This window comes from Knoellia altitudinis (assembly GCF_042666355.1).
In the GTDB taxonomy this organism is placed as follows: Bacteria; Actinomycetota; Actinomycetes; order Actinomycetales; family Dermatophilaceae; genus Knoellia; species Knoellia altitudinis.
Genome location: NZ_JBHTDK010000002.1, coordinates 500,813 through 518,705 on the forward strand (window position 1 = coordinate 500,813; position 17,893 = coordinate 518,705).

Annotated in this window: 17 protein-coding genes; 9 read left to right on the forward strand and 8 right to left on the reverse strand. The window is 70.4% G+C overall.

Going from position 1 to position 17,893, the window contains the following annotated elements; all coding sequences use genetic code 11:
• Window positions 1-25: 25 nt before the first annotated feature.
• On the reverse strand, window positions 26-808 hold the full coding sequence (locus tag ACFQW8_RS17170; protein ID WP_380089476.1) for an ABC transporter ATP-binding protein: 783 nt from the start codon (window positions 806-808) through the stop codon (window positions 26-28).
• A gap of 42 nt (window positions 809-850) precedes the next feature.
• Here ACFQW8_RS17170 and ACFQW8_RS17175 point away from each other — a divergent pair, with 42 nt between their 5' ends.
• Window positions 851-1,615, forward strand: a complete 765-nt coding sequence (locus ACFQW8_RS17175) for a hypothetical protein (RefSeq protein ID WP_380089478.1) — start codon at window positions 851-853, stop codon at window positions 1,613-1,615.
• On the opposite strand, the gene glgA is transcribed toward ACFQW8_RS17175, so the two are convergent.
• Entirely contained in the window at window positions 1,594-2,784 is a 1,191-nt protein-coding gene (gene glgA / locus ACFQW8_RS17180; protein WP_380089480.1) for a glycogen synthase, read from the reverse strand. The genes ACFQW8_RS17175 and glgA overlap by 22 nt on opposite strands.
• A 79-nt stretch (window positions 2,785-2,863) precedes the next feature.
• Between glgA and glgC the strand changes: the two genes are divergently transcribed.
• The 5 genes from glgC to cphA all read left to right on the forward strand — a co-directional run bounded on the left by glgC (window position 2,864) and on the right by cphA (window position 10,034).
• Entirely contained in the window at window positions 2,864-4,117 is a 1,254-nt protein-coding gene (glgC, locus tag ACFQW8_RS17185) for a glucose-1-phosphate adenylyltransferase (protein ID WP_380089482.1), read from the forward strand.
• Complete coding sequence (locus ACFQW8_RS17190) at window positions 4,114-4,929, forward strand: LLM class F420-dependent oxidoreductase (RefSeq protein WP_380089484.1); 816 nt, start codon at window positions 4,114-4,116, stop codon at window positions 4,927-4,929. The genes glgC and ACFQW8_RS17190 overlap by 4 nt, the downstream gene beginning before the upstream one ends.
• A gap of 9 nt (window positions 4,930-4,938) precedes the next feature.
• Complete coding sequence (gene serB / locus ACFQW8_RS17195; protein WP_380089485.1) at window positions 4,939-6,189, forward strand: phosphoserine phosphatase SerB; 1,251 nt, start codon at window positions 4,939-4,941, stop codon at window positions 6,187-6,189.
• A 19-nt stretch (window positions 6,190-6,208) separates the two neighbouring features.
• The gene (locus ACFQW8_RS17200; protein WP_380089487.1) at window positions 6,209-7,066 is read left to right on the forward strand and encodes a cyanophycinase; all 858 of its coding nucleotides are present in this window, start codon (window positions 6,209-6,211) and stop codon (window positions 7,064-7,066) included.
• Window positions 7,067-7,163: 97 nt separating this feature from the next.
• Complete coding sequence (cphA, locus tag ACFQW8_RS17205; RefSeq protein WP_380089489.1) at window positions 7,164-10,034, forward strand: cyanophycin synthetase; 2,871 nt, start codon at window positions 7,164-7,166, stop codon at window positions 10,032-10,034.
• 17 nt (window positions 10,035-10,051) lie between these two features.
• Here cphA and ACFQW8_RS17210 read toward each other — a convergent pair whose 3' ends face one another.
• The 3 genes from ACFQW8_RS17210 to fabG all read right to left on the reverse strand — a co-directional run bounded on the left by ACFQW8_RS17210 (window position 10,052) and on the right by fabG (window position 13,866).
• Window positions 10,052-12,256 (reverse strand): tetratricopeptide repeat protein, encoded by a 2,205-nt coding sequence (locus tag ACFQW8_RS17210; RefSeq protein WP_380089490.1) that lies wholly within the window; start codon window positions 12,254-12,256, stop codon window positions 10,052-10,054.
• A gap of 27 nt (window positions 12,257-12,283) precedes the next feature.
• The gene (gene fabI, locus ACFQW8_RS17215) at window positions 12,284-13,042 is read right to left on the reverse strand and encodes an enoyl-ACP reductase FabI (RefSeq protein WP_380089492.1); all 759 of its coding nucleotides are present in this window, start codon (window positions 13,040-13,042) and stop codon (window positions 12,284-12,286) included.
• 110 nt (window positions 13,043-13,152) lie between these two features.
• Window positions 13,153-13,866: a 3-oxoacyl-ACP reductase FabG gene (gene fabG / locus ACFQW8_RS17220; protein WP_380089494.1), complete on the reverse strand. Its 714-nt coding sequence runs from the start codon at window positions 13,864-13,866 to the stop codon at window positions 13,153-13,155.
• 87 nt (window positions 13,867-13,953) lie between these two features.
• On the opposite strand from fabG, the gene ACFQW8_RS17225 reads away from it, so the two are divergent.
• Window positions 13,954-14,250, forward strand: coding sequence for a DUF3099 domain-containing protein (locus ACFQW8_RS17225; RefSeq protein ID WP_380089495.1), 297 nt, complete (start codon window positions 13,954-13,956; stop codon window positions 14,248-14,250).
• Window positions 14,251-14,264: 14 nt separating this feature from the next.
• The gene (locus tag ACFQW8_RS17230; RefSeq protein ID WP_380089813.1) at window positions 14,265-14,465 is read left to right on the forward strand and encodes a hypothetical protein; all 201 of its coding nucleotides are present in this window, start codon (window positions 14,265-14,267) and stop codon (window positions 14,463-14,465) included.
• A 5-nt stretch (window positions 14,466-14,470) separates the two neighbouring features.
• On the opposite strand, the gene moaA is transcribed toward ACFQW8_RS17230, so the two are convergent.
• Window positions 14,471-15,481, reverse strand: coding sequence for a GTP 3',8-cyclase MoaA (moaA, locus tag ACFQW8_RS17235; RefSeq protein WP_380089497.1), 1,011 nt, complete (start codon window positions 15,479-15,481; stop codon window positions 14,471-14,473).
• A 32-nt stretch (window positions 15,482-15,513) separates the two neighbouring features.
• Here moaA and ACFQW8_RS17240 point away from each other — a divergent pair, with 32 nt between their 5' ends.
• On the forward strand, window positions 15,514-16,299 hold the full coding sequence (locus ACFQW8_RS17240) for an SURF1 family cytochrome oxidase biogenesis protein (RefSeq protein ID WP_380089499.1): 786 nt from the start codon (window positions 15,514-15,516) through the stop codon (window positions 16,297-16,299).
• A gap of 57 nt (window positions 16,300-16,356) precedes the next feature.
• Here the strand turns inward: ACFQW8_RS17240 and ACFQW8_RS17245 are convergent, their stop codons facing one another.
• The gene (locus ACFQW8_RS17245) at window positions 16,357-17,139 is read right to left on the reverse strand and encodes a class F sortase (RefSeq protein WP_380089502.1); all 783 of its coding nucleotides are present in this window, start codon (window positions 17,137-17,139) and stop codon (window positions 16,357-16,359) included.
• Window positions 17,139-17,780 (reverse strand): hypothetical protein, encoded by a 642-nt coding sequence (locus ACFQW8_RS17250; RefSeq protein ID WP_380089504.1) that lies wholly within the window; start codon window positions 17,778-17,780, stop codon window positions 17,139-17,141. Before ACFQW8_RS17250 ends, ACFQW8_RS17245 begins: the two co-directional genes overlap by 1 nt.
• Window positions 17,781-17,893 lie beyond the last annotated feature (113 nt).

Consider the following 17,893-nt stretch of genomic DNA (forward strand, 5'->3'; position numbering starts at 1 on the left):
GCGACGGGTGCCGGTCACCGCGTCCTCAACGGGACCACGCGGCATACCGGGATCCCCGCCGTTCCAGCTCGAGCGGCAACCCGAAAGTGGCGCTGAGGTTCTCGGCGGTGAGGGTGATCTCGAGCGGCCCCTGGGCCACGACGCGGCCCTCGCGCAGGAGGAGGACATCGGTGAAGTTGGGCGGGATCTCCTCGACGTGATGGGTCACGAGGATGAGCGCGGGTGCCGTCACGTCGCCCGCGATGGTGCCGAGCCGGGCGACGAGGTCCTCGCGGCCACCGAGGTCGAGGCCGGCGGCGGGCTCGTCGAGCAGCATCAGCTCGGGATCGGTCATGAGGGCACGCGCGATCTGGACGCGCTTGCGCTCTCCCTCGGACAACGTGCCGTAGGTGCGGTCCACGAGGTGGCCGGCACCGAGCGCGCCGAGCAGCTCACCGGCACGGGCATGGTCGAGGGCGTCGTAGCTCTCGCGCCACCGACCGACCACACCGTAGGACGCGGTCACGACGACGTCGCCCACGCGCTCACCCCCGGGGATGCGTTCGGCCAACGAGGCCGAGGCCAGTCCGATCCGCGGCCGGAGCTCGAAGACGTCCACCGCACCGAGGACCTCACCGAGGACACCGGCGACCCCCAACGTCGGGTGCATCCGTCCCGAGGCCAGCTGCAGCAGCGTCGTCTTGCCCGCCCCGTTGGGACCGAGGATGACCCAGCGCTGCCCCTCCTCGACCTCCCAGTCGACGTCGTCGAGCAGGGTCGCGCCGCCGCGGACGACGGTCACCCCCGCCAGCGCCAGCACATCGCTCATGACGGGAACCCTAGTTGACCCGGGCGTGCCTACGATGACGGCATGCCCGAGCTGCCCGCTTCCGTTCGGCTCGCCCTCTGGGTCACCTCCGCGTGGACTCGCGGCGAGACCCTCGAGAGCGCCATCGAGTCGGCCCTGCCCGACGTCGATGCCGTGGGGTCGGGGGTACGCACCCTCGACCTGTGGCACGACCTCGGCGAGCGTACGGTCCTCGTGGCCCTGCCGACGAGCGGTGACATCACGAGCCTCCCGCGGTGCGGCGCCGATGCCCGGGCCGCAGCCGTGGACGCCGAGGAGTGCGTGATCGCACCCGGTCTGGGCGCCCTCCTCGTTCCGACCTGGTCGACCTTCGGCCCTCCCGGGGCCACGAGGGCCGACTCCGGTACCCGGCTCGACTGGTCCGCACACGACTGCGACCCCGTGCCCGTCCACCGTGTCGAGGCGCTCGACCCGCGCGAGTCGACCCGGTTGCTCACGACGACCGTCCTCGAGACGACCGCGCAGCTGGACGAGCTCGGCGGGCAGCCGTTCGACGCGGTCTCGGCCCGTGAGGCGGTGCCACGGCCGGGATCGTGGGCGCTGCCGGAGGAGCTGCCCGGCCAGACCCTGCGCGCCATCACCTTCGCCGCCGCCATCAGCACCGCCGCGGCGGCAGGGCTGGACGGACCCCAGGACGCGCTGGACGGCTACACGCAGCAGCGGCGGCTCGACCTCTTGCGCGAGCTGCGTCGCGTGGCCGAACGCTCACTCGTGGATGCGACGAACGCGGGCGTCGTCGCCGTCGCTCACCCCAGGACGTCGCGGTAGACCGTCAGGGTCTCGTCACCGATGCGTGACCAGGAGAAGGACTCCACCGCGCGGGCGCGACCGGCCTGGCCGAAGCGCGCCGCCCGGTCAGGGTCCGACACGGCAGCGTTGAGCGCGTTCGCGAGGTCGGCGACGAAGCGGTCGGGGTCGACTGGCGTGCCCGACCCGTCCTGGACCTGTTCGATGGGGACGAGCCAGCCGGTCTCGCCGTCGACGACGACCTCCGGGATGCCGCCCGTCGCGGTGGCCACGACGGGCAGGTCGCAGGCCATGGCCTCGAGGTTGACGATGCCGAGCGGCTCGTAGACCGACGGGCAGACGAAGACCGTTGCGGCAGAGAGCAAGGCGATGACCTCGGCGCGCGGCAGCATCTCAGGGACCCAGACGACGCCGTCCCGGGTCTGGCGGAGGTCATCGATCAGCCGCTCGACCTCGGCCTTGATCTCGGGAGTGTCGGGCGCGCCCGCGAGGAGCACGATCTGCACCTCGGGCGGGAGCTCGGCAACCGCCCGCAGGAGGTAGGGCAGGCCCTTCTGTCGGGTGATCCGTCCGACGAAGATGACGCTCGGCCGGTCGGGGTCGACGCCGTGGCGGCGCACCGTGTCCGGGTCCTCGGCCCGCTTCCACAGGTCGCTGTCGATCCCGTTGTGGACGACCTTCACCTTGGCCGGGTCGATCGACGGATAGCTGCGCAGGACGTCCTTGCGCATGCCGTCGCTCACCGCGATGACGGCCGCAGCGCCCTCGTATGCCGTCCGCTCGATCCACGAGGACAGCCGGTAGCCACCACCGAGCTGCTCGGCCTTCCAGGGACGCATCGGCTCGAGGCTGTGCGCACTGACGACGTGCGGGACACCCTCGAGGAGCGAGGCGGTGTGCCCGGCGAAGTTGGCGTACCAGGTGTGCGAGTGCACGAGATCGGTGCCGGCGCAGTCAGCCGCGATGGCGAGGTCCACGCCCATCGTCACGAGCGCCGGGTTGGCGTCCTCGAGAGCCGGCAGGTCGGCATACCCCGTCGTCCCCTCCTCGTCACGAGGAGGGCCGAAGGCGCGTACGCGGACGTCGATGTCGCCACGCTCGCGCAGAGCTCTGGTCAGCTCGGCGACGTGCACCCCCGCCCCGCCGTAGATCGTGGGTGGGTACTCCTTGCTGAGGATGTCGACGCGCACGCCCTGACCCTAGCGACGTGCCGAGCCCGACGCGAGACGCCGGTCACATTCTGGTGCTCGTTCCACTAGGTTGAGCGACATGGCATACCGCAGCGGTGGACCCAAGGTGCTCGTCATCGTTCTCGCAGGTGGAGAGGGCAAGAGACTCATGCCACTCACCGCCGACCGGGCCAAGCCAGCGGTGCCGTTCGGGGGCATCTACCGCCTCATCGACTTCGCCCTGAGCAACGTCGTCAACTCCGGCTACCTCAAGATCGTCGTGCTGACGCAGTACAAGTCGCACAGCCTCGACCGGCACGTCACCAAGACGTGGCGCATGTCGACGATGCTCGGCAACTACGTCGCGCCGATCCCGGCGCAGCAGCGCATCGACAAGTCCTGGTACCAAGGCAGTGCCGACGCGATCTTCCAGAGCCTCAACACGATCACCGACGAGCGCCCGGACATCGTCGTCGTCGTGGGCGCCGACCACGTCTACCGCATGGACTTCTCCCAGATGGTCGACCAGCACGTCGAGTCCGGTGCCGGAGTGACGGTGGCCGCCATCCGGCAGCCGATCGACATGGCCGCCCAGTTCGGGGTCATCGAGGTCGAGGCCGACGACCACACGCGCATCAAGGCCTTCCTCGAGAAGCCGAAGAACCCGGACGGGCTGCCCGACTCCCCCGACGAGATCCTCGCCTCGATGGGCAACTACGTCTTCGACGCCGACGTCCTCCAGGAGGCCGTCACCCGCGACTCAGAGGACCCGGACAGCACCCATGACATGGGCGGCGACATCGTCCCGGCGCTCGTCAAGCAGGGTGCTGCCTACACCTACGACTTCAAGAAGAACGTCATCCCCGGCGGCACCGAGCGCGACAAGGGCTACTGGCGTGACGTCGGGACGCTCGACTCCTACTTCGACGCCCACATGGACCTCATCTCGATCCACCCGATCTTCAACCTCTACAACTACGACTGGCCGCTGTTCACGAGCTACGGCCCCTACCCGCCGGCCAAGTTCGTCCACGGTGCGAGTGGTCGTTTCGGTGAGGCGCTGAACTCGATGGTCTCCCCGGGCGTCATCATCAGCGGCGCCCGCGTGAACTCCTCGATCGTCTCCCCCGACGTCCGCGTCCACAGCTACTCGGAGGTGGACGACTCCGTCCTCCTCGACGGCGTCGACGTCGGCCGCAACTGCCGGGTGCGGCGCGCCATCATCGACAAGAACGTCCGCCTGCCCGAAGGCACCTCCGTCGGCTTCGACGCCGAGCAGGACCGGGCCCGCGGCTTCACCGTCACCGACTCCGGCATCACCGTCGTCGGCAAGGGCACGGTGCTCGGGTCGTGAGCCGAGCGCGCATCGGCGTACAGGTCCAGCCACAGCACGCGGCATACGCCGAGATCCGACGCACCTGCGCGACGCTCGAGGAGATGGGCGTCGACGTCCTCTTCAACTGGGATCACTTCTATCCGCTCAACGGTGACCCCGACGGCGCGCACTTCGAGTGCTGGTCGATGCTCGCGGCCTGGGCCGAGGCCACCGAGCGCGTCGAGATCGGCGCACTCGTCACCTGCAACTCCTATCGCAACCCACAGCTCCTGGCCGACATGGCGAGGACCGTGGACCACATCTCCGCTCGCGGCGGCGAGGGGCGGCTCATCCTCGGTATCGGGTCGGGCTGGTTCGAGCGCGACTACGACGAGTACGGCTACGAGTTCGGTTCTGCCGGTGGACGACTGAACGCGCTCGACCGTGACCTGCCCCTCATCAAGGAGCGCTGGGGCAAGCTCAACCCCGCTCCCACGCGGAAGATCCCGATGCTCATCGGCGGTGGTGGCGAGCGCAAGACGCTGCGCATCGTCGCCGAGCAGGCCGACATCTGGCACGGGTTCGGCGACGCCGACACGATCGCCCACAAGCACGCCGTGCTCGACGACTGGTGTGGCCGCGTGGGTCGCGACCCTTCGTCGATCATCCGCTCGGCGGGGGTCAGTCCCCGCCCCGGTCGCTTCCCCGAGGACGTCGAGGACTACGCCGCCGGAGCAGACGCCCTGTATGCCGTCGGCACGCGTCTGTTCACCACCGGACTGAGTGGTCCGCACCACGACCTCGGTCCGGTCCGTGACCTCCTCGCGTGGCGCGACGCGGTGAACTCCTAGCCTGATCCCGTGACCACCCGACCGGCCCCTGACGGGCCGACGCCCGAGCTCCCGTCCACGCTCCTCGTGACCCTGACGGGCGAGGACCGGCCGGGGGTGACCAGCACCCTGTTCGACGCCGTCGCCCCGACGGGTGCCGTGGTGCTCGACCTCGAGCAGGTGGTCGTGCGGGGTCAGCTCACGCTCGCCGTCCTGCTCGAGCCCGGTGGCGCGGCCAAGGCGTTGCGTGGCGTGGTCGACGGCGTCGCGGACGAGCTGGGCCTCAGCGTGAGCATGTCCAAGGGACGGGGTGACAACCGCGAGCGCCCCACCGGGCGGGCTGCTGTCGTCGTGCTGGGTGCTCCCTTGCGGTCGCAGGGCGTCGCCGCGGTGGCTCGCTCGATCGCCGCCCACGGCGCCAACATCGACCGCATCCGCCGACTCTCGCGCTACCCCGTGACGACCCTCGAGCTGGACGTCAGCGGGGCTGACCTCGGCGCCCTGCGCCGCGAGCTGTCGCTCGTCGCTGCCCACGAGAGGGTCGACATCGCCGTGTCTCCCGCAGGTCTGGCCCGGCGCGGTCGACGGCTGGTCGTCATGGACGTCGACTCGACGCTCATCCAGGACGAGGTCATCGAGCTCCTCGCGCGGCACGCGGGTCGAGAGGCGGAGGTCGCTGCCGTGACCGAACGGGCCATGGCCGGTGAGCTCGACTTCGCCGCGAGCCTGCACGCCCGCGTCGCCACCCTCGCGGGTCTCGACGTCGCCGTCCTCGAGGAGGTTCGGGCGGCGGTGCGCCTCACGCCCGGTGCACGCACGCTCGTCCGCACGCTCAAGCGGCTCGGGTTCACCGTGGCCCTCGTCTCCGGCGGCTTCATCGAGATCGTCCAGCCGATCGCCGACGAGCTCGGCATCGACCACGCCCGGGCCAACCGACTCGAGGTCGAGGACGGTCGCCTCACGGGCCGCGTGCTCGGCGCAGTGGTGGATCGTCAGGGCAAGGCCAGCGCGCTGCGCGAGTTCGCCGAGGACGCCGGGCTGCCCCTGTCCCGAACCGTCGCCATCGGCGACGGGGCCAACGACCTCGACATGCTCGGCACGGCCGGCCTGGGCATCGCCTTCAACGCCAAGCCGCTCGTCCGCGAGCAGGCGGACACCGCCGTCAACGTGCCCTACCTCGACGCGGTGCTCCACCTCCTCGGGATCACCCGGGAGGAGATCGAGGAGGCCGACGACGCCGACGGCACACCGACACACGCCCCTGCCGTCGAGCACGGCTGACACCTCCTAGGCTGGACCAATGGCCCGTTACCCCTCCACGACACCCACGCTGTTCATCATCGGCGGCGCCGAGGACCGTGTCGGACGGGCAGCGCTGCTGCGACGCTTCGTCCGGATCAGTGGCGGTCGGCAGTCCCGCGTCGTCGTCATCCCGACCGCGTCCTCGTTCCAGGACGAGGTGGTGGCGTCCTACACCGAGGTCTTCAACCGCTTCGGTGTCGAGGCCGTCGACGTCGTCAACCCGCAGTCGCGACGCGAGGCACACGACCCCCGTGCCGTCGCCCTCCTCGACCAGGCCACCGGGATCTTCATGAGCGGTGGGTCCCAGCTCCGCCTGTCCCAGTTCTTCCCCGGCACTCCGCTCGGCGACGCGCTCCACCGCGCACACTCGCGCGGCGCGGTCGTGGCGGGCACGTCGGCCGGCGCCTCGATCATGAGCGAGTTCATGATCTCGATGGGTGACGAGGGCCTCACCCCCGTGCAACGAGCCAGCCAGGTCAGTGCGGGCATCGGCCTCCTCAAGGGAGTCATCGTCGACCAGCACTTCGCCCAGCGCTCCCGCTACGGGCGGCTGCTGTCCGTCGTCGCGTCCTCCCCGAGCCTGCTCGGGATCGGGATCGACGAGGACACCGCGATCGAGGTCAGCGACGGAACGCGGTTCACCGTCCACGGTCGTGGCGGGGTCATCGTCATGGACTGCCGGGACGTGACGACGGACGCTCCCGACGCCCGGCGCGGAGCACCGTTGCTCGTGTCCGGAGCCGTCATCCACAACCTCCCCGCCGGAGCCACGTTCGACCTCCCCACGGCCACCCTCGTCGACTTCGTCGAGCAGCACGGTGACGTCGCGATCGGCCTCGCCACCGCCAAGGCCTAGGGGCGCCCACAGCACTCCTGGCCGGAGCGCTCCCGCCCCACAGCACCAGCCGCAGCACCCGCACCCTGCACCACCCCTGCCAGCACCGAGGAGTCCGATGACCGAGGACCGCCCCACCCCCACCGGCCCTGCCGCGCCCGAGCTCACGATCGTCGAGTCGAGGGTCTACCGCGGCGGCAACATCTGGTCCTACGACCCGGCCGTCCACCTCATCGTGGACCTGGGCATCCTCGAGCAGTACCCCACAGACCTCCTCGACGGCTTCACCGACCAGCTCCTCCAGCTCCTGCCCGGCATCGAGAACCACACCTGCTCACGGGGGGTGAGGGGCGGTTTCGTCCAGCGGCTGCGCGAGGGTACCTGGCTCGGTCACGTGAGCGAGCACATCGCTCTCCAGCTCCAGCAGGAGGCCGGTCACGACCAGCGCCGCGGCAAGACCCGTGAGGTCAAGGGCCACCCGGGCCGCTACAACGTCGTCTACGGCTACTCCGACGAGGGTGTGGGCCTGGCGGCCGGCAAGCTCGCGGTGCGCCTCGTCAACCACCTCGTCCGGGCCGAGGAGGGGTTCGACTTCGACAGCGCTCTCGAGGCGTTCCTGCGTCGCGCCGAGCGGACCGCCTTCGGGCCGTCGACCGCGGCGATCCTCGAGGAGGCGGTCAGCCGCGACATCCCCTACATCCGGCTCAACAGCGCCAGCCTCGTCCAGCTGGGTCAGGGGGTTCACGCCCAGCGCATCCGCGCCACGATGACGTCCAAGACCGGAGCACTGGCGGTCGACATCGCCTCGGACAAGGACCTGACGACCAAGCTGCTCGGGTCGGCCGGTCTGCCGGTGCCCAAGCAGGAGACCGTGCGTGGCCCCGAGGACGCCGTCGCGGCCGCCCGGCGCATCGGCTTCCCGGTGGTTCTCAAGCCGCTCGACGGCAACCACGGACGTGGCGTCTGCCTCGACATCACCACCGACGACGAGGTGCGCGAAGCCTTCGAGGTGGCGCGCGAGCAGTCCCGGCGCGGCCACGTCATCGTCGAGTCGTTCATCACCGGCAAGGACTACCGCTGCCTCATCGTCGGCGGCCGGATGCAGGCCATCGCCGAGCGCGTGCCGGCGCACGTCGTCGGAGACGGTGAGCACACCGTCACCGAGCTCGTCGACATCACCAACGCCGACCCCCGACGTGGCGTGGGCCACGAGAAGGTCCTCACCCGCATCAAGGTCGACCGCAACGCCGAGGGCCTCGTCCGGGAGCAGGGCTTCGCGATGGACGATGTCCCCCCGCAGGGAACGATGGTCAAGCTCGCCCTCACGGGCAACATGTCGACCGGCGGCATCTCCGTGGACCGCACCTTCGACGCGCACCCCGACAACGTCGAGATCGCGGAGGAGGCCGCCCGCATGGTCGGGCTCGACGTCGCCGGCATCGACTTCATCTGCCCTGACATCGCCTCGCCGGTCCGCGAGACCGGCGGCGCGATCTGCGAGGTCAACGCGGCACCCGGCTTCCGGATGCACACCCACCCGACGATCGGTGAGCCCCAGTTCATCGCCAAGCCCGTCGTGGACCTGCTCTTCCCGCCCGGATCGCCGTCGCGTGTGCCGATCGTCGCCGTCACCGGCACCAACGGCAAGACGACGACGTCACGGATGATCGCCCACATCATGAAGGGCGTCGGCCGCAAGGTCGGCATGACCTCGACCGACGGCATCGTGGTCGACGAGCGGCTCGTCTTCAAGGCTGACGCGTCCGGACCCAAGTCGGCCCGCATGGTGCTCCAGAACCCCCGCGTCGACTTCGCCGTCATGGAGGTTGCCCGCGGCGGCATCCTGCGTGAGGGCCTGGGCTACGACCGCAACGACGTCGCCGTCGTCACCAACGTCGCGCCCGACCACCTCGGCCTGCGCGGCATCAACACCGTCGAACAGCTGGCCGACGTCAAGGCCGTCATCGTGGAAGCGGTCCCCCGCAACGGTTTTGCCGTGCTCAACGCTGACGACCCCCTGGTGCGCAGGATGCGCCGACGTTGCTCCGGCTCCATCGTGTGGTTCACCATGTCCTCTCCCGGGTCATCCGTTCGCGAGTTCGTGGACAACCACTGCCGCCGCGGGGGCCGCGCCGTCGTGCTGGAGCCGTCCGACAAGGGCGACATGATCGTCATCCGACACGGCCGCCGCTCGATGCAGCTCGCCTGGACGCACCTGCTGCCCGCCACCTTCGGCGGGACCGCGATGTTCAACGTCGCCAACGCCATGGCCGCCGCGGGAGCCGCCTTCGCCATGGGCACCGGGCTGCACGAGATCCGCCAGGGGCTGCGCACCTTCTCGACGAGCTACTACCTCTCTCCCGGTCGCATGAACCAGATCAGCGTCAACAACGTCGACGTCATCGTCGACTACTGCCACAACGCCCCCGCCATGAAGGTGCTCGGCGACTTCGTCGAGCGCTACGCCGATGCCAAGGCCGGCGCGAGCGAGCTCGGCAAGATCTCACGCCTCGGCGTCATCGCCACGGCGGGTGACCGGCGCGACGAGGACATGCGTGAGCTCGGCGCCATCGCCGCGCAGCACTTCGACGTCCTCGTCGTCCGTGAGGACGTCGGTCTGCGGGGTCGCCAGCGAGCCGAGACCGCAGGTCTCGTCGCCGAAGGCGCCAAGGCGGCCATGGCCGAGGGAACCCGCTGCCGTCAGGTCGAGGTCGTCACCGAGGAGCTGTCGGCCGTGCGCCACGTCATGGCCCGCGCCAACCCCGGCGACATCGTCGTCGTCTGCGTCGACCAGCACGGCGTCGTCATGAACGAGCTCGAGACCATGACCCAGCAGGCCCAGCCGGGCACGCACACGGCCGACTCGCTCGCCGACCCGGACCTCGACCCGACGACGCTCTCCGCCGAGGCACAGGTGAGCGGCGAGGAAGCCACCGACCAGGACCTCGCCGAGCACGACTCCGACGACGACGGGCAGTCCGCGAGCTGAGGGCCACCCGTCGACCGTCATTCGGGTGGCGGCGCCAGCTCCTGCGCGTAGGCCGTGAGCGAGCGTCGGTAGCGCAGGACGTCGTCGTCCATGCTCGCGTGGGCGACGGCCGCCAGCAGGCTGCCGAGGGCTTCTGCGGGACGCCCGGCAGAGTGCAGGGCCAGGGCGCGGAAGCCGGCGATGCCGATGGAGTCCGGGCGGTCCAGGGCCAGCTCGTCGAGCAGTCCGACGGCCTCCTCGTGCCTCCCGACGTTGCGCAGCGAGGAGGCCAGCTGGATGACGGCGCGGTGACGGTACGGCTCTCGCAGGCCGCCGCCCAGAGCCTCGCGATAGAGCTCGACCGCCCGCTCCTCCTGCCCGGCGGAGTCGAACGTGCCGCCGTACTCGTAGGCGATGCGAGCGTCCCCGGGATACGCGGCATACAGGGCTGCGCCCGTGGCGATCCGCCGCTCCACGTCCTCGTCCTCCCACAGCGCCGCGATCGCCTCCTCGGCCTCGTGCTCACCGCGCGCAAGGATGACCTTGCGCCGGATGGACGACGCCGAGTCGGCGACGGCGCCGATCTCTGCGAGCCAGGCATAGATCGCCTCACGCTCTGAGTGGCACATGATCGCGACGACGTCGCCGTCGTGGGCCACCTCGACCAGGGCCTTCAGCCCGCCGAGCTCGGTCTCGTGGGAGTCGACGTCGGCGACACCGGCCCGCTGCAGCCCGATGCGGAGATGGGCCTCGAGGTCCTCCATGGTCCGACCTCGGAGGTAGTGCGCCTTGTGGGCCGCGACGACATGGTCGGCGCGGTGACCCGCGATCTCGCCGAGGTTCTCGAGGATCTCGTCGGTGCGGTCCCCCCCGGCACCGAGGCCCAGGTGGATGCGTGAGCCGGGTTGGCGCAACCCCTCGGCGACATCCATCAGCGCGTCCAGCCCGGCCTCGTTGTGGGCGAGGTCGACGACCACCGTGCAGCTGCCGCCCTGGCCTGCCGGAGCCGTGTAGGTGTTCATCCGGCCGGGGTTGAGCTCGGCATCGGGGCGGAAGGTGCGCAGCCCCTCGATGACGTCGGCCCGGTCGATCCCGAGACCGAGCGCCGCTGCGGTCGCGGCCAGCACGTTGGCGACGTTGTGGCGGGAGAGCCCGCTGATCGTCATGGGGATGTCGACGACGGACACGAGCCGGTCCGGGACGCCCGAGTCGGTGAGGACAGTGACGCGGTCGTCGAGCACGGTGATCGCTCGGCCACCGAGGCCGAGCGCCTCCCGGATGGCCGGCGAGTTGGCGTCGAGGGTGAAGACCCACGGCCTGGCCGGCGAGCCGGTGCGCATCGCCCAGACGCGCGGGTCGTCGCCGTTGAGGACCGTCCAGCCCTCGGGCCTGGTGGCGCGGGTGATGATGGCCTTGACCTCGGCGAGCTGGTCGACCGTGTCGACGCCGTGCAGGCCGAGGTGGTCCGCGGTCACGTTGGTCACGACGGAGACGTCGTTGTGCGAGACGCCCAGACCCTTGAGGAGCATCCCGCCGCGGGCGGTCTCAAGGATGCCGATCTCGACCCCGGGCGCCTCCAGGACGCCTCGCGCGCCGGCCGGTCCGGAGAAGTCACCCGGCTCGATCATGGTGCCGTGGTCGACGACGCCGTCGGTCGAGCTCCAGGCCGTGTGCCGTCCGGCCGTCATGGCGATGTGCGCCAGCAGCCGGGTGGTGGACGTCTTGCCATTGGTCCCGGTGATGGACGCGACCGGGATCTGGGGCGTGACGATGCGAGCGGCCGGACCATCTGGCGCTTCGCGCACGAGGTGTGCCTGCTCCTTCACGACGTCGCGGCCCACGAGCCAGGCCGCGAGCACGGGCGCCACCGACTCCCCGAGCGCCTGCGCCGGACCACGTCGACGCCAGACGAAGGACACGACGACGACGGAGCGGTCCCCCCCGGGGCGGGAGCGAACCCCCAGCCGACCGGTGCCCGAGGCGCGTGAGACGGCACGCACCGCGCGCTCGGCCAGCCGTGCGATGACGCGCTGGCGCTGCTCGGTGCCGGGGGCCCCTGCCTGGATCGCGCCGAGGCCGGCCGTGCGGGCGACGCTGCGGACGGTGTCCTTGTCGGCCTCGAGGTATGCCGTGAGGTCCAGGGTGACCTTGACGGCCGGCCTGGGGAAGTAGAGGTTGGGGCCCTCGAGGACGCGGACCTCGGTGGCGGTCACGGCAGGGGTGAGGTGGAGGTCGCTGGTCACCCAGCGAGCCTAGTTCTCGTGACGGGCTCAGAAGCCCATCGCGTGCACCCCGCCGTCGACGTGGACGATCTCGCCCGTCGTCGCGGGGAACCAGTCCGACAGCAGGGCGGCGCAGGCCTTCGCCGCGGGCACGGCGTCGTTGACGTCCCACCCGAGGGGGGCGCGCTGCCCCCACGAGTCCTCGAACGTCTGGAAGCCGGGGATCGACTTGGCGGCCGTCGTCCGGATCGGGCCGGCAGCGACGAGGTTGCAGCGCACACCCTTGGGTCCGAGGTCGCGGGCGAGGTAGCGGTTCGTGGACTCGAACGCCGCCTTCGCCACCCCCATCCAGTCGTAGACCGGCCAGGCGAACTTCGCGTCGAAGGTGAGCCCCACGACCGACGAACCCGGCGTCATGAGCGGCAGGGCGGCGACCGCGAGGGACTTCAGCGAGAAGGCTGAGGCGTGCATCGCGGTGGCCACGTCGTCGAACGTGCCCTCGAGGAAGTTGAAGGCACCCTGCGGCGCGAAGCCGATCGAGTGGAGCACGCCGTCGAGGTGGTCGACGTGCTCGCCGAGCCGCTCGGCCAGGGTGTCGAGGTGCTCGGCGGCGGTGACGTCGAGCTCGACCACCGGCGGCGTGGTCGGCAGCCGCTTGGCGATGGTCGACGTGATCTTCATCGTCCGCCCGAAGGAGGTGAGCACAACCTCGGCGCCCTGCTCCTGCGCCAGCTTGGCGACGTGGAAGGCGATCGAGGTGTCCATGAGGACTCCCGTGATGAGCAGCTTCTTGCCCTCGAGCAGCATCGGCGTCGTTCTCCTTGTCGGATGGGTCTGGGGTGCGGGGTCTGTCGGGTCTGTCGGGTCTGTCGGGTCTGTCGGGTCTGTCGGGTCTGTCGGTCGGGAGGAGGTTCGGTTCAGTGACCCATGCCGAGGCCGCCGTCGACGGGGATGACCGCTCCGGTGACGTAGCCCGCTTCCTCGGAGGCGAGGAAGCGCACGACGGCAGCCACTTCTCCGGGCTGCGCGAAACGGCCAGCCGGTATGCCGGCCTTGTAGGTCTTCTGCGTCGCCTCCGGCAGCGCTGCGGTCATGTCGGTCTCGATGAAGCCGGGAGCCACGACGTTGGCGGTGATGCCTCGCCCGCCGAGCTCTCGGGTCACCGAGCGCGCCAGCCCGACGAGCCCGGCCTTGCTCGCGGCGTAGTTGGCCTGTCCCGGTCCGCCGTAGAGCCCCACGACGCTCGAGATGAGGATGATCCGACCGCCACGTGCCTTGATCATGCCGGTGCTGGCCCGACGGACGCAGCGGAAGGTGCCCGCAAGGTTGGTGTCGATCACCGCGTCGAAGTCCGCATCACTCATGCGCATGAGCAGACCGTCCTTGGTGATGCCCGCGTTGGCCACGAGGACCTGTACCGGACCGCCGAAGAGCTCCTCCGCCGCGGTGAAGGCCGCATCGACCGACGCCGAGTCGGTGACGTCGCAGGTGACCGCCCGGAGCCCGTCGGGGGCCTCTCCGCCCCGGCTCGTCACGACGACCGTGTCTCCGCCCTCGACGAAGGCCTTGGCGATGGCCAGACCGATGCCCCGGTTGCCCCCCGTGACGAGGACGTTGCGTGCTTGGCTCATGGCGCCCGACGCTAGTGGACTACTGCCCGGTAGCCCGCATCGCCGTGGCCCGGTGGAGCTCGCAGGTGGCGGACGTACAGTGACGAGGTGAGCAGGCGCGAGCGAGGCGAACCGACGGTGCAGTCCGTCACGAGTGCGCGGACCTCCAAGGAGGAGGACCTCAACGCCCGGATGAAGCACTACCTCGTCACGATGGGGATCCGCACCGGCTGCTTCGTGCTCGCCGTCGTCACGACCGGATGGGTCCGCTGGACCTGTGTCGCCCTGGCCGTGGTCCTGCCCTATGTCGCGGTGCTCTTCGCCAACGCCCGCTCGCCCCGCGTCGCCGGCCGGGTATCTGCCGTCACCCCGCGCGACCCCCACCGCCGACAGCTCGACCCGTGAGCCTCGACCGCGAGATGATCTGCAGCGCCAAGGACTGCCGGCAGGAGGCGACCTGGGGACTGCTCTGGAACAACCCGACACTGCACACGGCCGAGCGGCGCAAGGTCTGGCTCGGCTGCGACGAGCACCGGGTGACGCTGGGCGACTTCCTCTCGCTGCGGGGTTTCCTGCGCGACACGGTCCCGGTCGACGAGATCCCTGCAGACGCCGGCTAGGGCTCCTAGCCGCCGATGGCGCTCATGGGCCGGATCGGCTGCACGAAGTCGGCGCTGCCGATGCCGTGTCCCTTGGCCTTGCGCCACATCTCGCCGGTGATGAGGGCGGCGAGCTCGTCGTCGCTGGCCCCGTCGCGCATCGGGCCGCGCAGGTCGGTCTCGCGCTGCGAGAAGAGGCAGTTGCGCACCTGGCCGTCCGCGGTGAGCCGGGTGCGGTCGCACGCCCCACAGAACGGCGCGGTGACACTCGCGATGATGCCGACCGTGGCAGGACCACCGTCGACAAGGAACCGCTCGGCAGGAGCACTCCCCCGCTCGGCCTGCGGGAGTGGCGTGATGGTGAACCGCTCGGAGAGGCGGGTTCGGATCTCGTCGGCGCCGATCATGGTGCTGGCGTCCCAACCGTGCTGCGCGTCGAGAGGCATCTGCTCGATGAAGCGCAGCTCGTAGCCGCGCTCGAGGCACCAGCCCAGCAGGTCTGCGACCGAGTGGTCGTTGATGCCGCGCATGGCGACGGCGTTGACCTTGACGGGCACCAGGCCGGCTTCACGGGCGGCCTCGAGGCCTGCCTCCACGTCCGCCAGGCGGTCACGTCGGGTGAGGTCGGCGAACTCGGCCGGGTCGACGGTGTCGAGACTGATGTTGACCCGGTCCAGCCCGGCGGCGGCGAGTGGCGCGGCCAGCCGGTCGAGTCCGATGCCGTTGGTCGTCATGGCGATCCGTGGGCGAGGGGTGAGCGCGGCGATCCGGGCCACGACGTCGGTGAGCGAGCGCCGGAGCAGGGGTTCGCCACCGGTGAGCCGCACCTGCTCGACGCCCAGGGCGACGAAGATCGTCACGAGCCGGACGAGCTCGTCGTCGGTGAGCATCTCGGGCTTCGCGAGCCACGGCAGGCCCTCGGCCGGCATGCAGTAGCGGCACCGCAGGTTGCAGCGATCCGTCACCGACACACGCAGGTCTCGGGCCACTCGACCGTGTTGGTCGAGGAGGCGGGCGGTGATCGGGGCGGTGGCCATGTCCTCAGGGTATGCCGGGTAGCGTGACGAGGGTGTTTCGGCGTCTGTTCACCCCGCGCTGGCTGGGTGCACTCGCCCTCGCGGTCCTGTATGCCGTGGGCGCCTTCCAGCTCGGCCACTGGCAGTACGGCCGCCACGAGTTCAAGCTCGAGCGCAACGCCCTCCTCGACGCCCACTACCGTGCCGACCCGGTCCCAGTGCGCGAGGTCCTGACGGACCGGCCGGTCGATCGGGCCCGGGACGACTGGACGAAGGTCACGGCGACAGGAACGTATGCCGGTAGTCAGCTGCTCGTGCGCAACCGGCCCAACAACGGCGTCTTCGGCTACGAGGTGCTCGCACCCTTGACCCTCCCCGACGGGTCTACGGTCGTCGTCGACCGTGGCTGGGTGCAGAACTCCGACCGCGGCGCCGCGGTCGCCCCCGACGTCCCCCCGGCCCCGCAGGGTGAGGTGGACGTCGTCGGCTGGGTCCGCCCTGCCGAAGGCACCCAGGACAAGAGGCTGCCAGCCGGTCAGGTCGCGAGCATCAGCCTGCCCGACGTCGAACGGGCCTGGGGCAACAAGGTCCTCGACGGCTACGTCGTCCTGGACTCGGAGCTGTCCGCCGACGGGTCAGCACCCCTACGCCCCGCCCGGCTGGCCGAACCCGACCGGAGCCTGGGGCCCCACCAGGCCTACGCGTTCCAGTGGTGGCTCTCGATGCCCGTCGGGCTGCTGCTCATCTGGCTGGGGCTGAGGCGGGAGCTGCGGGAGGAGCAGCCGGGCCGGGCCCAGAGACCCAGGAAGGTCCGCATCTGGGACGAGGAGGACTACTGACTCGAGACGTGGGGCGGCTACCCCGCCACCACCTGGTCAGTAGTCCCGGACAGCAGCTCAGACGGCGTCGGCGACGACGACGTAGTTCGCGACGCGGTGCCCGTCGCTGCGATAGCCGAGCTCGTCGTCGCAGGTGATCAGCACGATCCGGCGCCGTGACGAGTTCTGACCCCAGACGTCGGCGTCGCGGGTGAGCGCGGACTTCTTGACGACGGCGGCCCGCCTGACGACGTAGGTCCGAGTGACCGAGCCGGAGGTGACGACCACCTTGTCGCCCACCCGGACGGAGGACAGCCGGGCGAAGACGTCATCATTGCCGGACGCCACCACGTGACCCGCCACCACGGCCGTGCCGACCCTGCCCGGCTGGACCCGCCCGTAACCGCGCACCCACATCGCTGTGCCCGCGGGTGGGTTGATCTTGCCCGACGAGCTCACCCCGCCAGAACGCATCGAGGTGTTGAGCCCGATGTCGGGCACGCGCAGACGCAGACCAGACGTCACCGACGGCTGCGAGACCTTGGGGCGGGAGCTCTTCGTGGGCTTCGTGGGCTGCGGCGCCGTGCGGGCCGGCTTGGGGGTGGGGCTGCTCTTCGGAGTCAGCGTCAGCGATGGGGTGCTCGTCGGTGTGGGCGTGAAGGTCCGCGACGGTGTCGCCGAAGCAGTGGGGGTCGAAGCGGTCGAGGAGGGACTCGTCGTGGGAGCTGTCGACGTGACCGTCGCCGGCTCGGACGCGAGCGAGGGCGCCCCCTCCCTCCCCCGGCTGAGGCCGAGGGAGAGAAGGAGCGCGCCGACGGAGATGGCGACAACGCCCCCAGCGAGCAGAGGGCGTCGCGTCATCAGGAGTGGCTACCCCGGCGACGGACGACGGCTGCGGTGGCCGCCGCTCCGGCGAGCATGAGCGCGGCACCGCCACCGATGAGGGCAGGGTTGGGGCCGGCCGGGTCGACGATGTCGGTCTCGACGACCGGACCGGTCGGAACCGGCGGAGTCGACTCGGAAGGCGTCTCCGAAGGCGTCTCCGAAGGCGTCTCCGAAGGCGTCTCGGACGGGGTCTCAGAAGGCGTCTCGGACGGCGTCACGGTGGGCGTCCCGGTGGGCGTCTCGCTGGGCTCCTCAGGAGCGTCGCAGTCCTCCTTGTCGACGTCTTCCAGGGCCACGCCTTCGCCGTTGGTCATCCAGTTGTCGTCCCAGTTCTGACCGGCGAAGGTCACGGTGTCCCCAGAGTTCTCGGCGACGTAGGTGAAGGGTGGGATGACGTCTTCGTCGTTCTGGTGGGTGTCGTGACCCTGCTGCGTGATGGCGGCAGCGTCGATGGTGATGACGACGAACGGGTTCGATTCGGACCCGGTTGCGTGACAGATCGTCACGTTGGGGTTGGGGTCTGCGCTCGCCGAACCAGCGAACGCGACGCCTGAGGCGCCGACGAGGGCCAGACCAAAAGCCGCGCTGGTGAGTCGACGAGCTGTGTGCCGTGCCATGAGTCCTCCAAAGAAATGACGTGGGGGACGCACAGGTCGCGCTCTCCCGTAGTCATCGTTTGCCCGGGCTACGCAGAGAAATCCGCGAACCGGCCAAGGTTGACTCGAAGGGA

What these genes read in the sequence shown, in the direction of transcription:
- ACFQW8_RS17230 (WP_380089813.1), top strand. Translation starts at nt 14,265, where the DNA reads ATGATCTGCAGCGCCAAGGACTGCCGGCAGGAGGCGACCTGGGGACTG.
- ACFQW8_RS17200 (WP_380089487.1), top strand. Translation starts at nt 6,209, where the DNA reads ATGGCCCGTTACCCCTCCACGACACCCACGCTGTTCATCATCGGCGGC.
- ACFQW8_RS17245 (WP_380089502.1), bottom strand. Translation starts at nt 17,139, where the DNA reads ATGACGCGACGCCCTCTGCTCGCTGGGGGCGTTGTCGCCATCTCCGTC.
- cphA (WP_380089489.1), top strand. Translation starts at nt 7,164, where the DNA reads ATGACCGAGGACCGCCCCACCCCCACCGGCCCTGCCGCGCCCGAGCTC.
- ACFQW8_RS17175 (WP_380089478.1), top strand. Translation starts at nt 851, where the DNA reads ATGCCCGAGCTGCCCGCTTCCGTTCGGCTCGCCCTCTGGGTCACCTCC.
- ACFQW8_RS17250 (WP_380089504.1), bottom strand. Translation starts at nt 17,780, where the DNA reads ATGGCACGGCACACAGCTCGTCGACTCACCAGCGCGGCTTTTGGTCTG.
- ACFQW8_RS17170 (WP_380089476.1), bottom strand. Translation starts at nt 808, where the DNA reads ATGAGCGATGTGCTGGCGCTGGCGGGGGTGACCGTCGTCCGCGGCGGC.
- fabG (WP_380089494.1), bottom strand. Translation starts at nt 13,866, where the DNA reads ATGAGCCAAGCACGCAACGTCCTCGTCACGGGGGGCAACCGGGGCATC.
- fabI (WP_380089492.1), bottom strand. Translation starts at nt 13,042, where the DNA reads ATGCTGCTCGAGGGCAAGAAGCTGCTCATCACGGGAGTCCTCATGGAC.
- glgC (WP_380089482.1), top strand. Translation starts at nt 2,864, where the DNA reads ATGGCATACCGCAGCGGTGGACCCAAGGTGCTCGTCATCGTTCTCGCA.
- moaA (WP_380089497.1), bottom strand. Translation starts at nt 15,481, where the DNA reads ATGGCCACCGCCCCGATCACCGCCCGCCTCCTCGACCAACACGGTCGA.